This window comes from Leisingera sp. M658, assembly GCF_025144145.1.
Classification (GTDB): domain Bacteria; phylum Pseudomonadota; class Alphaproteobacteria; order Rhodobacterales; family Rhodobacteraceae; genus Leisingera.
Genome location: NZ_CP083546.1, coordinates 455,173 through 470,761, shown reverse-complemented (window position 1 = coordinate 470,761; position 15,589 = coordinate 455,173). Strand labels below are relative to the sequence as shown.

General features: G+C 63.5%; 15 protein-coding genes. 8 read left to right on the top strand and 7 right to left on the bottom strand.

Translation table 11 applies throughout. The features are described from left to right. Positions 1-205: 205 nt before the first annotated feature. Entirely contained in the window at positions 206-2,590 is a 2,385-nt protein-coding gene (locus K3724_RS02435) for a mechanosensitive ion channel family protein (RefSeq protein WP_259989749.1), read from the bottom strand. Positions 2,591-2,985: 395 nt separating this feature from the next. Here K3724_RS02435 and K3724_RS02430 point away from each other — a divergent pair, with 395 nt between their 5' ends. The 7 genes from K3724_RS02430 to K3724_RS02400 are packed head-to-tail and all read left to right on the top strand — an operon-like array spanning position 2,986 to position 9,500. Next, complete coding sequence (locus tag K3724_RS02430; protein WP_259989747.1) at positions 2,986-4,212, top strand: glycosyltransferase family protein; 1,227 nt, start codon at positions 2,986-2,988, stop codon at positions 4,210-4,212. Next, entirely contained in the window at positions 4,209-5,453 is a 1,245-nt protein-coding gene (locus tag K3724_RS02425) for a glycosyltransferase family 4 protein (RefSeq protein WP_259989745.1), read from the top strand. Before K3724_RS02430 ends, K3724_RS02425 begins: the two co-directional genes overlap by 4 nt. Before the next feature lie 6 nt (positions 5,454-5,459). Next, a complete protein-coding gene (locus K3724_RS02420) occupies positions 5,460-6,548 on the top strand; it encodes a glycosyltransferase family 4 protein (RefSeq protein WP_259989743.1) in 1,089 nt (362 codons plus the stop codon). Beyond that, a complete protein-coding gene (locus tag K3724_RS02415; protein ID WP_259989741.1) occupies positions 6,545-7,132 on the top strand; it encodes a histidine phosphatase family protein in 588 nt (195 codons plus the stop codon). Before K3724_RS02420 ends, K3724_RS02415 begins: the two co-directional genes overlap by 4 nt. Then, positions 7,129-8,265, top strand: a complete 1,137-nt coding sequence (locus tag K3724_RS02410) for a glycosyltransferase family protein (protein ID WP_259989739.1) — start codon at positions 7,129-7,131, stop codon at positions 8,263-8,265. The genes K3724_RS02415 and K3724_RS02410 overlap by 4 nt, the downstream gene beginning before the upstream one ends. Then, positions 8,262-9,020: a polysaccharide deacetylase family protein gene (locus tag K3724_RS02405; RefSeq protein WP_259989737.1), complete on the top strand. Its 759-nt coding sequence runs from the start codon at positions 8,262-8,264 to the stop codon at positions 9,018-9,020. The genes K3724_RS02410 and K3724_RS02405 overlap by 4 nt, the downstream gene beginning before the upstream one ends. Then, positions 9,021-9,500, top strand: coding sequence for a class I SAM-dependent methyltransferase (locus K3724_RS02400; RefSeq protein ID WP_259989735.1), 480 nt, complete (start codon positions 9,021-9,023; stop codon positions 9,498-9,500). A 91-nt stretch (positions 9,501-9,591) separates the two neighbouring features. Here K3724_RS02400 and K3724_RS02395 read toward each other — a convergent pair whose 3' ends face one another. After that, positions 9,592-10,734 (bottom strand): alpha-D-ribose 1-methylphosphonate 5-triphosphate diphosphatase, encoded by a 1,143-nt coding sequence (locus K3724_RS02395; RefSeq protein ID WP_259989733.1) that lies wholly within the window; start codon positions 10,732-10,734, stop codon positions 9,592-9,594. Between the two features lie 50 nt (positions 10,735-10,784). On the opposite strand from K3724_RS02395, the gene K3724_RS02390 reads away from it, so the two are divergent. Then, entirely contained in the window at positions 10,785-11,468 is a 684-nt protein-coding gene (locus K3724_RS02390; protein WP_259989731.1) for a DUF1045 domain-containing protein, read from the top strand. Here the strand turns inward: K3724_RS02390 and phnN are convergent. The 5 genes from phnN to K3724_RS02365 all read right to left on the bottom strand — a co-directional run bounded on the left by phnN (position 11,450) and on the right by K3724_RS02365 (position 15,589). Next, the gene (gene phnN / locus K3724_RS02385) at positions 11,450-12,010 is read right to left on the bottom strand and encodes a phosphonate metabolism protein/1,5-bisphosphokinase (PRPP-forming) PhnN (protein WP_259989729.1); all 561 of its coding nucleotides are present in this window, start codon (positions 12,008-12,010) and stop codon (positions 11,450-11,452) included. The two genes, K3724_RS02390 and phnN, sit on opposite strands and share 19 nt — an antisense overlap. Further along, positions 12,007-12,690, bottom strand: coding sequence for a phosphonate C-P lyase system protein PhnL (gene phnL / locus K3724_RS02380; protein WP_259989726.1), 684 nt, complete (start codon positions 12,688-12,690; stop codon positions 12,007-12,009). Before phnL ends, phnN begins: the two co-directional genes overlap by 4 nt. Positions 12,691-12,700: 10 nt before the next feature. Beyond that, the gene (phnK, locus tag K3724_RS02375; RefSeq protein WP_259989723.1) at positions 12,701-13,471 is read right to left on the bottom strand and encodes a phosphonate C-P lyase system protein PhnK; all 771 of its coding nucleotides are present in this window, start codon (positions 13,469-13,471) and stop codon (positions 12,701-12,703) included. After that, positions 13,471-14,355 (bottom strand): alpha-D-ribose 1-methylphosphonate 5-phosphate C-P-lyase PhnJ, encoded by an 885-nt coding sequence (locus K3724_RS02370; RefSeq protein WP_259989721.1) that lies wholly within the window; start codon positions 14,353-14,355, stop codon positions 13,471-13,473. The genes phnK and K3724_RS02370 overlap by 1 nt, the downstream gene beginning before the upstream one ends. A 133-nt stretch (positions 14,356-14,488) precedes the next feature. After that, positions 14,489-15,589 carry a carbon-phosphorus lyase complex subunit PhnI gene (locus tag K3724_RS02365; protein ID WP_259989719.1) on the bottom strand — a complete coding sequence of 367 codons (1,101 nt, stop codon included), beginning with the start codon at positions 15,587-15,589 and terminating at the stop codon, positions 14,489-14,491.

Here is a 15,589-nt window from a genome sequence, read left to right as displayed (position 1 = left end):
ACGCTGCCCCTTCTGGCTTGCAGCCAGTTCACCCCGGGATATTTTCAACCAGAACGAAACCGGTTCCCTCAGCGGCGGCTTCTTTCTGGGAGAAATATCCCCGCCGGAGGCAGCGGCGCGCGCCAGCGCGGCGCCACGCCCACCCCCAAGCGGAGCGCACTAGCGGTCCAGCGCGGGGGCGGGAGGCCGCCGGTCAGGTATCTGCTCAGCGGTCATCGCCGCCCGGGCCGCCCATCTCGTCCAGAAGATCTTCGTCAATCGCCGCCTGCACTGCCCCGGCGGCAGCCTCCTTCTGTTTTGGCGTCATCTCTTCGGCCTGGTCCGGCGCCATCCGCACAGTGACCTCACGATGGGCAAATCTGATGCCCTCGCGGGCAAACAATTCACGGATCTCCTGGTACACCCGTTTGCGGACAATCCACTGATCCCCCGGTTTGGTCATGAATTTCACGCGAATGATCATCGCTGAATCCTGCATCTCGATCACACCCTGGGACTTCAGCGGCTGGATAAATGTATGTCCGACGACCGGGTCATCCATCAGCTTCTGGCCAAGCTTCTTGATCAGCTTGCGAACCTTCTCCACGTCAGTGTCATAGGTGACGCGCATCGGCAGCTTCATCATCACCCAGTCACGCGAGTAATTGGTCAGAACCTTGATCTCTCCAAAGGGAATCGTGTGCAGCGCACCGAGGTGATGGCGCAGCTGGAAAGACCGCACCGAGATCTTCTCGACCGTGCCCTTTACGTCGCCGATGTCGATGTACTCGCCCTTGCGGAAGGCATCATCGATCAAGAAAAAGGCGCCAGAGAAAATATCCCGCACCAGCGTCTGCGAACCAAAGCCAACCGCAAGACCGACAACACCGGCACCGGCGAACAGCGGGCTGACATTGATACCCAGTTCCAGCAGCACGATCAGCACGATCGAGACCAGCACAACCGCCAGGATCGTGCCCCGGAACAAGGGCAGCAAAGTGGCCAGACGGCTGGCGCCCCCGGCACCGCCTTCATCACCCAGCTCAGCCTCCGAAACATCGCCGGTTTCCTCATCGATCTTGCTGTCGATCCAGATCCGGAACAGGTGATAGACGATATAGCCGATGAATAGGATCACCGTCACATCGATCACCCGTTCAGCCGCAGTGGTTTCGGTCCATTGGGCGTCCGGGTTCCAGACGATCACCAGTGAATAGGCCCCGACCACAAAGGCCAGAATGCCTGCCACTCTGCGGGCAAGATCCTGGTAAGTGCCAATCGGGTGTCTTGCAGTCAGTGCATCTGCGGCTTCCGCATCGGTCTCCGCCTCATCCGGAACAGCCTCTTCACCCGGTTGCTCAGAAACACCCTCCGCTTCCGTGGCGGCTGCTTCCGGCCCGGTTGCCGCCATAGCAGCCTGCATTCGCCGGGTGCGGCTGAAATAGCGTTCGATGAAGTAGTTGATCGCGCCATAGACAATCAGGATCGTGGTCAGAACAAAATAGCTGCCCGCCATCAACGGGATCGAAATATCCTTTTCCAGCACCAGGTCAAAGGCCAGCTTAAGCCAGCCAAATGCCATGTAAGCCATCAGAACCGGCGCCCAGGCAACTGCCAGAACACGCACCAGCAAGGAACATTTATCCGGCACGCGGCCGGCGCGGATGGCGTTGGAAATGGCACGCCCGTTGACCAGCACCATCAGCAGGTTGCCCAGCATCCCCACCAGCGCCAGAACTCCGTAAACCAGCGCGTAGACATTATAGTTCAGACCGAAATCGCCGACCCAGGTGGCAAACAGCGTCGAGGAGATGTCATAGGTCGCCAGCAGGGACGCCCAGATGTAAAGCCGCTTTGCGTCCCGGTCTGAGAACACCGGTATCCGGTACTGGGCCAGGAACGGCGACAGCACCATCCGCCACAGATCGGACACCGTGCGGGCCAGGAAAAACGCCGTATAGACAGCCGTTGCCGTAAATTCGATTGAAGGGTCGCCCGAAGCGCCGAAGATCAGATAGGAAATAAGAGCCGCGAAAACCATCGCAAAAACAGTGGCGCCGATTCCCATCAGGAAGCGGTACACAAGGAATGGCATCTTTTCCTGATAGCCTTCCGGGTTGGCCTGGATCCGGGCGACCACAAAACGCTTGGCGATGCGTTTGCCGTAAATCTCTGTCGACAGCCAGCGCCCGATCAGCAGGAACAAAACGCTCCAGCCCAGCACTTCGGCATAGGTCATGATGCGGCCGTCCGGGCTGGTTTGGCGCAGAATGTACTGCATCTCAAAAATTGAATAGGGCAGCGCTTCAAGCCGGCTGTTCAGCTCTGCCCGAAAGGCGGCAACCCTGGATTGCGCTTTCATCAGCGCCGAGGGCTGCTCCATCGTGTCGGATGCAGGATGGTCCGCTTCCTGCTCCTCGTCCGGCGGCGCGTTCAGCAACTGGCCGCTGCTGTCCACCACGACCACACTGACACCGCTTTGCGCCGCCTGTTCGATCGCACGGGACAACGTATCGGCTCCGTTCGCTTCACTTTCCTGCGCGCCGGCGTGAGCGGCCAGGCCAAAACTCAGCAGGCCGCAAATGAGAACCCGGAACAAAACGTGCAGCATGACCGCCTATCCTTTTGGAAACTTGCGTCAAATTAACCACGCAGCAGAGCGTTGCGCAAATGGCGCGGACGCAATTTCCTGTGCGGCAGGCATCAAAGGCGCATGATTGCATGCACACAGGCTCCGGGCTATACCAATTCATATACCCGCCCCTTGGGCGGACTGCTGCAGAGCCTGGGCTGGCAAACACCCTCCGGGCTTGAGCGGCAGCAAAAGCAAACACTGACCGTGCCCCCGCCGCAACCGGCTTCAGGGGCGCGCAAACTGAGGCGGAAGATGGCGGAGCACACGAGCACGCGCCCGGGGACGAGCGGCAAAACCGGCTGGCCTGGTTTCTGCGCCGCCGGTCCCGGATTTCAGCCATCCGCCGCCCGGCAACCCGATCAGGCAATTCAATGACGACCGCAAGCACCACACCGGCAGCGGCGGGCACCGGCGCCCGCGGGCCGCGGATCATGTTCTACAGCCACGACACTTTCGGACTGGGGCATCTGCGCCGTTCACGTGCGCTGGCAGGTGCGCTCACCTCTGCCAACCCCGACGCCTCGGCGCTGATCCTGACGGGTTCACCGGTTGCGGGGCGGTTTTCCTTCCCGACCCGGGTCGATCATGTCCGCCTGCCGGGTGTGATCAAGCGTACCGACGGCTCTTATGCCTCGCGCACCATGGGCATGAGCATCGAAGAAACTGCTGATCTGCGCGCTGCGCTGATCCGCTCCACAGTGGAGCAATACGACCCTGATGTGCTGGTGGCCGACAAGGAACCCACCGGCTTTCGCGGTGAGCTGATGCCGGCGCTGGACCTGCTGAAATCGCGGGGCCGCTGCAAGATGGTGCTGGGCCTGCGCGATGTGCTGGACGAGCCCGAGGTGCTGGCCGCCGAATGGGAGCGCAAGCACGCGGTTGAGGCCACCCGCGATTTCTATGATGAAATTTGGGTCTACGGGCCGCGGTCCGTGTACGATCCGACGGCGGGGCTGCCCTTCACCCCGCAGATGCAGGCCCGGATGCATTGGACCGGCTACCTGCGCCGCGATCTTGGCCAGGTGGGGGAGCCGCCCGAACAGCCCTATCTGCTGGTCACCCCTGGCGGCGGCGGCGATGGCGAGATGATGGTGGACCTGGTGCTGTCGGCCTATGAAGCCGACGCGGAGCTTTCCCCGCGCGCCGTGCTTGTCTATGGCCCTTTCCTGTCCGGGGAAACCCGCGAGGACTTCGAGGAGCGTGTCGCCCGGCTGAATGGCAGGGTTACCGCAGTTGGCTTTGAATCACAGATCGAAACCCTGTTTGCCGGCGCCCAAGGGGTGGTCTGCATGGGCGGCTATAATACCTTCTGCGAGGTCTTGTCCTTTGACAAACCCGCCGTGATCGTGCCCCGCACCACGCCGCGGCTGGAGCAATGGATCCGCGCCAGCCGGGCCGAGGAAATCGGCCTTACCACCATGCTGGACGAAACCCGTGACGGCTGGACACCCCCATCCCTGGCCAAGGCGATCCGCGCGCTGGCCACCCAGCCGCCGCCCTCTGCCGCCGGGTCTGAGGGGCTGCTGGACGGGCTCGACTACGTGACCGGCCGGGTTGCCGCGCTGCTGCAGGACACCCGGAAAGAGGCCGCTGAATGACCCTTGCCCGTCCGCCCCTTGCGGTGGTGGTCAAGGGCTGGCCGCGGCTGTCCGAAACCTTCATTGCACAGGAACTGGTTGCCCTGGAGGGCGCCGGCCACGCGTTTGAGATCTGGTCGCTGCGCCACCCCACCGACATCAAGCGGCACCCGCTGCATGCGCAGCTGCAGGCGCGCGTGAACTACCTTCCCGAATACCTCCATGATGAGCCGGAGCGGGTCTGGCGCGCGCGCACGATGGCGCAACACCTGCCCGGCTATGCTGAGGCCTACCGCATCTGGCGCGCCGATCTGCGCCGTGATCTGACACCCAACCGCATCCGCCGCTTTGGCCAGGCCTGTGTGCTGGCCGCAGAAATGCCCGCGGAAGTGCTGGGGCTTTACGCCCACTTCCTGCACACGCCGTCCTCCGTTGCGCGTTATGCCGCGATCATGCGCGGGCTGCCCTGGAGCTTTTCGGCCCACGCCAAGGACATTTGGACCTCGCCCGATTGGGAGCTTAAGGAAAAGCTCTCCGCCACCCACCACGGCGCGGCCTTCGGCGCCACTTGCACCGGCTTTGGCGCCAAACACCTGCAACAGATGGCCGATACGCCCGACCGGATTGATCTGGTTTACCACGGGCTGGATTTGTCGCGCTTCCCCGCCCCCCCTGAACGCAGTCTGCGCCAGCCGCAGGATCCGATCCAGTTCATGTCAGTGGGGCGTCTGGTCGAGAAAAAAGGCTTTGACCGGCTGATCGCCGCCATGGCTCTGCTGCCCCCAGGGCTGGACTGGCACTGGACCCATATCGGCGGTGGCGGATTGGGCGAATTGCTGCAGGGCATGGCTGAGGATGCGGGCATTGCCAACCGCATCACCTGGCGCGGCGCCTGCGACCAGCCCGAGGTGATTGAGGCGATGCGCCGCTCGGATCTGTTTGTGCTGCCCAGCCGGGTGGCTGCGGACGGCGACCGCGACGGGCTGCCCAATGTGCTGATGGAGGCCGCCTCGCAATCCCTGCCAATCCTGTCGACGCCGGTTTCTGCGATCCCGGAGTTCATCACTCAGGGAACCCATGGCCTGCTGAGCGAGGACCGCCCCGAGGCGCTGGCCGAAACCCTGCTGTATGCTGCCCGGCACCCGCAACGGCTGGCAGAAATGGCCGGCGCAGCGCTGGCCCGCCTGCGCACTGATTTCGGCATGGATCCCGGCATCGCCCAGCTGTCCAGGCGGTTGCGTGCCATGCTGCAAGGAAGCTGACCGGCCATGCAGCCGGGAGCCGGAAAGCGGGTTGCCTTCTACGCACCGATGAAGCCGCCGCATCACCCGGTGCCCTCCGGCGACCGCGAGATTGCCCGCAACCTGATGGAGCTGCTCACCGCCAGCGGTGCGGCGGTGCAGCTGGTTTCAGACTTGCGGATCTATGACAAGACCGGCGACGCGGCGCTGCAGTCCAGCCTGCGCAATCAGGCCGAGGCTGAGGCTGAAAGACTGATCCGTTGCATGCCCGACGCGGACCTCTGGGTCAGCTATCACAACTATTACAAGGCGCCAGATCTGATCGGCCCTGCCGTCGCCCGCGCCCGTGGCATTCCCTATGTGCAGATCGAATCCACCCGCGCCAAGAAACGCCTGACCGGGCGATGGGCCGGATTTGCCATAGCTGCTCACGCCGCTGCCGACGCTGCCGCGGTGATCTTCTACTTCACCGAGCAGGACCATTTCGCATTGAACCGCGACCGCTGCGGCGCACAGGCTGTGGCCCATCTGCCCCCCTTCCTGCCGCTGGATCAGCTGCCCGAAGCCTCGTCGCTGGACGGCCCGATGCTGACGGCTGGCATGATGCGTCAGGGTGACAAGCTGGCCTCTTACCAAATCATCTCGGAAATGCTGTCTCATCTGCCTGGCGATTGGCGGCTGGACATTGCCGGCGACGGCCCCGCCCGCAGCGAGGTCGAAGCACTGATGGCCCCTTACGGACACAAAGTGCGCTTCCTCGGCCTGCTTTCCCGCGAGGAGCTGGCAGCCGCCTATGGCAACGCCAGCCTGTTCCTTTGGCCGGGCGTGAACGAAGCTTTTGGCATGGTTTATCTGGAAGCCCAGGCCCATGGTCTGCCCATCGCAGCCCAGGACCGGCCTGGCGTGCGGGATGTGCTGCTGCCCGCTGGCTATCCCGCTCCGGATCAGGGGGCCGAGGCTCTTGCAGGTTTTACCACAGGCTTGCTTGCAAAGCCCGAACTGCGCGTTGAGGCTGGCAAGGATGCACGTGACCTCATTTCTTCCCGCCACCTTGCACCCGCCGCTGCCCGGCAGTTCTGGGCAACCGTTCTGCCGCTGATGGAGACCCGCGTATGATCCGCCTCGCCCTTTTGCGTCATGGCCACACTGCCTGGAACCGCGCCGGCCGCATCCAGGGCCGCAGTGACATCCCGCTGGATGATCAGGCCCGCGAAGAGCTGCGCGGCTACGCCCTGCCCGCTGACTGGCCGCTGGCAGACCTATGGTCCAGCCCGCTGATGCGCGCGGCGGAGACCGCAGAACTGATCACAGGCCGCGCACCCAGCACTGCACATGAACTGACCGAAATGAACTGGGGCGACTGGGAGGGGTTGCAGGGGCAGGACCTGAAGGCCGACCCAGCCAGCGGTTTCCGCGATATCGAGAACTGGGGCTGGCACTACCGCCCGCCCGGCGGAGAAACCCCTGCCGAGGTATGGACACGCATTGAACCCTGGCTGCGCGGTCTGACGCGGGATACAGTGGCGGTCTGCCACATCGGCATCATGCGGATGATCCTGGCACGTGCACATGGTTGGGACTTCAATGGCCCCGCCCCCTTCCGCATCAAACGCAACCGGCTGTTTGTGGTGGAAATCAGCGGCGCCGCCCTTATGCCTTGGCCCGAACCGGTCCGGCTGATCCGCAAGGCCGCGCCATGAAGGTTCTGATCGCCGTCACCCATCTGCTTGGCACCGGCCATCTGGCCCGTGCACTGACATTGGCCCGCGCTTTCACCGCTGCCAGCCATCAGGTTCAGGTGGTTTCCGGTGGCTTCCCTGCCCCGCAGCTCGACACGGACGGGATCGGGCTGATCCAGCTGCCACCGCTGCGTTCCGATGGAGTGGATTTCACCCGTTTGCTGGCAGAGGACGGAAGGCTGACGGACGCGGCCTACATGATCCGGCGCCAAGACGTTCTTTGTGCCGCTCTGAACGACATGCAGCCTGATGTGCTGATTACCGAACTTTACCCCTTTGGCCGCCGCTCGCTGCGCAAGGAGTTCCTGGCGCTGCTTGATGCCGCACATGCGTTGCCCCGGCGGCCGGTGATCCTGTCCTCTATTCGTGACATTCTCGCTCCGCCCTCCAAACCCGAAAAAGCGGACAAAGCCGATGCCGTAATCGCCCGGTTCTATGACGCGGTGCTGGTCCACTCCGACCCCGCAGCAACAAAGCTCGAGGCCAGCTGGCCGGTCACCCGAATGCTTGCGGGCAAGCTGCGCTATACCGGTTACGTTGCCCCTCCGGCTGCCGGCCCGCATCCGTCACAGGCAGGATCAGGCGAGGTGCTGGTCAGTGCTGGCGGCGGCAGCGTGGGCACGCCGCTATACCAGGCAGCACTTGACGCGGCAAAGCTGATGCCGGACACGCCTTGGCGGCTGCTGGTTGGCGGATCAGACGCTGCAGCGCGCATCGCGGATTTTGCCAAGGCAGGCTCCCCCGCCCTTCTGGAACCAGCGCGCAAGGATTTCCGCCAAATGCTCTCCCATGCCGCGGCCTCGGTCAGCATGTGCGGCTACAACACTGCTCTGGACCTGCTGCAAGCCGGCACGCCTGCGGTGCTGATCCCGTTTGATGCCGGGAATGAAACTGAGCAAGGCCTGCGCGCTGCCAGCCTTGCGCCCCTGAACGGCGTCCAAGTGGTCAAAACCGCAGATCTCTCAGCCAGGACGCTATGCGCTGCGGTCAAGGCAGTATTGCACGCACCGCCGCGGGTTGCAGGCGGTTTCAGGTTTGACGGCGCCGCCCGGAGTGTGGAGATTGCCGCAGAACTTGCGGGAGGGCGCGAATGACACCGGATTGGAGCGGGCTGGACCGGGAACTGGAGCACTGGCAGACGGCAGGATTGACTCTGCCTTTGTGGTGGCGGGATGATGACGCGATGTCCCATTCAACCGAGTTGGAGCGTTTGGCAGCACTGTCTGAGGATCTGGATCTGCCTGTGCATCTCGCGGTGATCCCGCACGGCGTCACCCCGGATCTTGGCCGTTTTGTTGCAGATCACCCGCAACTGATCCCGGTGGTGCATGGCTGGGCGCATCAGAACCACGCCCCCGCCGGCGAGAAGAAAGCCGAGTTCGGTGCCCACCGCCCGCTGGAGGAACTGCTGGACGATGCCGAGCGCGGCCTGATCTCTCTGCAAGGGATATTCGGCACCAGCCTGCGCCCTATGTTCGTGCCCCCCTGGAACCGGATCTCTCCGGAAATGCTGACGTGGCTGGCGGGTACCGGTTTCACGGCAGTTTCCACTTTTACACCGCGCAAAAGCGCCAAACCCGCCTCCGGCCTGCTGCGGGTGAACACCCACCTGGATCCCATCGACTGGAAAGGCACCCGCAGCTTGCTGCCACCGGAGCAGCTGATTGCGCAAGTGGCGCGCCAGCTCCGCGACCGCCGACAGGGGGATGCCGACAATGCAGAGCCTTACGGCCTTCTGACCCACCACCTGGTGCATGACCACGCGGTCTGGGATTTTACCGCCGCTCTTGCACGGCGCCTGCTGGATGGCCCGGCAGAGGCCTGGATCTATGACGAAAGGATGTCCTGAATGAGCCGTCTTGATTCCATGCTGCGCCGCCTCACCGCCCAGCGCGACGGGCTGAATTGGGCCGCAGATAAGGTCACCCCGCTGGGCGGCGATGTGCTGGACATGGGGCTTGGCAACGGCCGCACCTATGATCACCTGCGTGAAACGCTGCCCAGCCGGCGGATCTGGGTCATTGACCGGTTGCTGCAATGCCACCCCTCCTGCGTGCCGCCGGAGCAGGATTTCCTGCAAGGCGAGGCAAAACCAATGCTGGAACGGCTGGCAGCCGAGGGGCGCAAAATCGCCTTGGCGCATTATGACTTCGGCTTCGGGATCAAGGAAAAGGATGTCGCCGAGGCCGCCGCCCTCTCCCCCGTCATCGCGCAGGTCATGGCACCCGGCGGCATCATCGTCTCCGGCCAGCCGCTGATTGGTTTTGAAGAACTGGACGGCCCGGATGGCATCCAGCCTGGGCGCTATATGTTCTACCGGGCCGGCTGATCCCGGTCACCGCCCGGCCCGGAAGGCCGGGCAGCGCACGCCCCCGCCCCAAGAGGGCGGGCGCTCCTCCCGCTGCCGGCTTTTGGGCCGCTCAGGCCACACGCTCTCCGCGCGACCAGACACCGCGCAGGACAGGCGCGCCGGCCTTCAGCCGGAACCGGATCAGATCCGCGCGCTGACCGGTTTCCAACCGCCCGCGATCACCCAGCGCAACAGCATCGGCCGGCGCATGGGTTACCGTGCCCAGGCCGCGCGCCATATCGCCCCACAGCTCGCCCAGCTGGACTGCCGCCATCAGCAATGCCGCGGGGACATAGTCTGACGAAAGAATGTCCAGCAGCTCCAGCTCCGCCAGCTCATGCGCTGCCACATTGCCGGAATGCGAGCCGCCGCGGATCAGGTTCGGCGCCCCCATCATCACTTTGATCCCGTGACCATGACAGGCCTGCGCCGCCTCTATCGTTGTCGGAAATTCCGCCAGGCTGATGCCATGCCGGGCTGATACAGCCACTTGATCCGCTGTGGTGTCGTCATGACTGGCCAGCACCGCACCGAACCTCCTGGCGGCTTTCACCGCCTCAGCTTCATGCACGTCGCCGTAGGTATCGCGCAGATCTTTCAGATGCGCGACATGGGCCTGAAAAGCCGCATCGTCAAACCCATGCTTTCCCTTCACGTATTGCTCAAGCTTTGTAATATCGCGGAACTGCCGCTGGCCCGGCGTGTGGTCCATCAGCGAAACCAGCCCAACCCGGTCCGCATCTCCAAACGCATTCAGTTCATCAAGCAGCGTATCGCTGCAAACTTCGGCCCGCAGATGCAGAAAATGCGAGATCTTCAGCGCGTCTGCCGCCCGCAGTTCCAGCAGTTCGAAGGCCAGCTGCCTGGCATAGGCGCCATAGCGGCTTTCCCTGCGGCTGATCGACCCCACGCGCATGGCATCAAACACCGTGGTGATCCCAGTGCCTGCCAGTTCCGCATCATGGGCGATGATGGCGTTGGCATGCGGCCAGTCCACCTTGGGCCGGGGCTGGATGTGGCGTTCCAGATTATCGGTGTGCAGCTCCACCAGCCCCGGGCAGACACAGTCACCCTCGCAATCAATTGCGCCTGCCGGAACCGAAGCCCCATCTGCGATATCAGTGATTTCACCACCCGCGATCTTAACACTGCCGGTCCGGGTCTCGCCCGGCAGCACCAGTGTTGCATTGGCAAGGATCAAGTCTTCTGTCATCTGAACTTCACATCTTTCAAGCTATGGAAGGCCACGTTTAGGAGGCCAATGTGACATTCACGCGATACGCGATCTATTACGCCCCGCCCGCTGATGCGGACTGGAGCCGCTTTGCCGCCGCCTGGCTGGGCTGGGACATGGAAGCGGGTCTGGATCTGCCCCACCCGCAGGTTCACGGGCTGGACGTGACGGCAATCACCGATGTGCCGCGCAAATACGGGCTGCACGCCACCCTGAAGCCGCCAATGCGTCTCGCCGGGGGGCAGACCCGATCGGCGCTTGAAGACACCTGCGCGGCGCTGGCCGCCACGCAGAAACCGGTCACGCTCGACGGTCTGCAGCTGGCCCGGTTGGGCCGTTTCCTGGCCCTGCGCCCTGCTGGGGACGAAACCGCGCTGAAGGCGCTGGCCGCCGCCTGCGTGACAGAGCTTGACCTGTTCCGCGCGCCTGCGTCTGAGGCTGAGCTGGAACGCCGCCGCGGCGCGGGGCTGCCCCCGGAGCAGGACGCAAACCTCAGCCGCTGGGGCTACCCTTATGTTCTGGACCAGTTCCGCTTTCATATCACCTTGACCGGCAAACTGCCCAAGCCGCAGCTGCCTGCGGTGCAAGACGCGCTCGGCACGCATCTCCTCCCGCTGCTGCCAGCCCCCTTCGTGATCCGGGATCTGGCGCTGGTGGGCGAAGCAGCGGACGGCCGGTTCCACCTGATCCATCGCTACCCCCTTTCCGGCTGAATGGCGGCCAGCGCGGCCCGCACCGCCGCGCTCAGCGCACCGCTGTTGTCAATCTCATGCACACGGGCCAGCCCGTCGGGAAGCGGGTTGGCCGCGCGCGTCAGACGGCGCCGTACCTCTTGCGCATCTTCCCGCCCGCGTGCCAGCAGACGCTCTGCCAGAACCTCCGGCGCAGCAGTCACCGACAGCACGATGAAATCTCCGAACACCTCCTGTGCCTTCAGCAGCACGGCACGCGAAAGGTTCACCAGCACGCCGTCCGATCCCTCCCGCAGCATTTCAATGTCGCGTGGAATGCCATAGTGCAGCCCGTGTGCCTGCCAGTGCAGGGCAAAGACCCCATTTTCTGCCAACGCCGAAAACTCAGGTTCCGTCACCGCCTGATAATCCTCTCCGCCCGCCTCGGGTGCGCGGGTGATAACCCGGCGCATCAGCCGCAGCTGCGGGCCTGATACTGCCAGCGCCGACATCAGGCTGTCCTTGCCGGCACCAGAAGGGCCGACCACAGCAATAACCGGTCCCTTGCCAGCTGCCCCGTTCATGCCGCGGCCTGCGGAGCAAATTTCGAGACATCCACGAACCGGTCGCAGACCTGCGCACGCGCCGCCTCATCATGGAAGATACCGATGATCGCCGCGCCCCGCGCCTTGGCCCGGTCAATCAGGTCCAGCACGGTGGCGCGGTTCCTGGCATCAAGGCTCGCGGTCGGCTCATCCAGCAGCAGCGCCGGATAACCGTAGGCAAAGCCGCGGGCGATATTCACCCGCTGCTGCTCCCCGCCCGAAAATGTGGTCGGGCTAAGGCTCCACAGCCGTTTCGGAATGTTCAGCTGCGCCAGCAGCGAGGCCGCCGTATCTCGCGCCTGCTCCAGCGGCGTCCCCACTGCCAGCAGCGGCTCAGCCACTACATCCAGCGCCGGCACCCGCGGCACCACACGCAGGAACTGGCTGACATATCCCAGGGTCTCGCGGCGCAACGCCAGGATCTCACGCGGCGCGGCTTCGGCGACATCTACCCCGCCGACCATCACACTGCCGGACGCTGCCAGATAGTTGCCATAGATCACCCGCATCAGGGTGGACTTCCCCGCCCCCGAGGCCCCAGTCAGGCCAACGCATTCACCCGGCTTTACACGCAGCGTGGCGTTTTCCATCACCGGGATCACTGCGCTGCCCTGGTTGTGCAGGGTGAAGCTCTTGCTTACATTATTCAGTTCAATCATCACCCTGCCCTCAGACTTGCAGCACGCTGGAGACCAGCAGCTGGGTATAGCCATGCTGGGGATCATCCAGCACCTGATCGGTCAGCCCGGTTTCAACCACATGGCCGTCCTTCATCACCATCAGCCGGTCCGCCAAAAGGCGCACAACGGCTAGATCGTGGGTGACGATGATGGCGCTCAGCCCCATTTCCCGCACCAACCCCCGCAACAGATCCAGCAATCGCGCCTGGACCGAAACATCAAGACCGCCGGTCGGTTCATCCATGAACACCAGCCGCGGGCCGGTCACCAGATTGCGGGCAATCTGCAGCCGCTGCTGCATGCCACCGGAAAAGGCCGACGGACGGTCATCAATGCGGCCTTCGGAAATCTCCACCCGGCCCAGCCAATCGGCGGCGCGTTCGCGGATCGCGCCATAATGGCGGTCCCCGACTGCCATCAGCCGTTCGCCGATGTTACCGCCCGCGCTGACAGACATACGCAGCCCGTCGCGGGCGTGCTGATGCACAAACGCCCAATCGGTGCGGCTCAGCATCCGGCGTTCCGGCTCGGACATGGTGACGGTATCCACCGGACCATCGGCGCGGGTGTCAAAGATCACCTCTCCCCGGTCCGGTACCAGATGACCCGCCAGGCTGTTCAGCAGCGTCGATTTACCTGAGCCGCTTTCGCCCACAATCCCCATCACTTCGCCGGGGTAGAGATCAAAGCTCACATCCGTGCAGCCGATCCGCGCGCCATACATTTTGGCGACGTTCTTCACTTGCAGCAAAGGTGTCATCACGCTGCCTCCTCACTCAGGCGGCCGGTATGGCCTGCGCCGCGCCGCGAGCGGCAGTAATCGGTATCGGAACAGACAAACATCCGGTTGCCCGCGTCATCCAGGATTACCTCATCCAAATAGCTGTCCTCCGCACCGCAAAGGTCGCAAGCGTGATCAGCCTTGCTGGCTTCAAACGGGTAGTCCTCAAAATCGAGGGATACGACCTTGGTATAAGGCGGCACCGCGTAAATGCGCTGCTCCCGGCCTGCACCGAACAGCTGGATCGCCGCCATTTCCATCTTGGGATTGTCGAACTTCGGGATCGGCGAGGGATCCATCACATAGCGCCCTTCCACCTTCACCGGATAGGCATAGGCGGTGGCAATTGCCCCGTGCTGGCTGATGTCCTCATACAGTTTCACATGCATCAGCCCGTATTCCTGCAAGGCATGCATTTTGCGGGTCTCAGTCTCCCTCGGCTCCAGAAACCGCAGCGGCTCCGGGATCGGCACCTGATAGACCAGGATCTGATCCTCGGTCAGTTCCGCTTCGGGGATCCGGTGGCGGGTCTGGATGATGCTGGCCTTCTCCGTCTCCTCGGTAGTCTCCACACCCGCCGTCTTTTCAAAGAACTTGCGGATCGACACCGCGTTGGTGGTGTCGTCGGCCCCTTGGTCGATCACTTTCAGCGTGTCGTCCGCCGTCAGCGTGGCCGCCGTGACCTGCACGCCGCCGGTGCCCCAGCCATAAGGCATCGGCATCTCACGGCTGGCAAAAGGCACCTGGTACCCCGGTACCGCCAGCCCTTTGAGGATCGCCCGGCGGATCATCCGCTTGGTCTGTTCGTCAAGGTATGCAAAGTTGTAGTCGCCAGCTTCCGCCAGCCGTTGATTTGAAGTCATTTTCCACTCTCCCGGCACACGGAGGTATCCATGGATCCTGTGAGTTTTTGTTCTGGCCTGGCCATTGGTCTGGCGTTTCTCGGGGTTGTATATTTTCTTGGGCGCCGCAGCGCCGGAAAGGACAGTAGGTAAGTCATTCCGCGGCCTCCCGTTCCGCCAGCGTCTCAGCCAGCTCAGCAGCCTCGCGGCGCAGCTTGCGCACCAGCTCCAGCTCGGACTGGAAATCCACGTAGTGCGGCAGCTTGATGTGCTCCAGAAAACCGGTGGCCTGAATGTTGTCGGCATGGCTCAGGACAAATTCCTCGTCCTGCGCGGCGGCGCCCAGGTTGTCCTCCCCCAGCTCCTCCCAGCGCAGCGCGCGGTCAACCAGCGCCATGGCGATGGATTTGCGCTCTGACTGGCCGAACACCAGACCATAGCCGCGGGTGAACTGCGGCGGCACCGTCTTGGACCCCTTGAACTGGTTCACCGTTTCGCATTCGGTCAGCTCCACCTCGCCGATCTCAATGGCAAAGCCCAGTTCGGGGATCTCCATCTCCACGGGCACCGTGCCGATCCGCAGCTCGCCGACAAAAGCGTGGTTGCGCGCATAGCCGCGCTGGGTGGAGTACGCCATCCCAAGGATGAACCCTTCATCCCCGCGGGTCAGCGACTGCAACCGCACAGACCTGTTCGCCGGAAAGGACATCGGCTCGCGGGTCAGGTCGCCCGGCACCGAATCCGAGACCGGCTCGCGTTCAATAATGTCCTCACCTTGCAGAAACTCGCTGATATGCGGTGTCGCTTCCTTGCGCGGCTCTGCAACCGGTGCTTCGGGCACCTCACCATCTGCGGCCAGTTTGAAATCCAGCAGGCGATGGGTGTAGTCGAACGTCGGCCCCAGCACCTGCCCCCCCGGTGCATCTTTGAAAGTCGCGGAAATCCGGCGGTCGCAGGCCATCCCGCCGGTTTCCACCGGCAGCGTATAACCAAACCGCGGCAAGGTGGTGCGGTAGGCGCGGATCAAAAAGATCGCCTCGATTAGGTCGCCGCGCGATTGCTTGATCGCCAGTGCCGCCAGATCCGGATCGTACAGGGACCCTTCTGCCATCACCCGGTTCACCGCCAGACTGAGCTGTTCGCGGATCTGGTCAAGGGACAGCTCCGCCACATCCCTATCACCGCGGCGCTCCTCGGCAAGCCAGGCGTGGGCGTTGTCAATCGCCCGCTCGCCGCCTTTTACTGCAACATACAT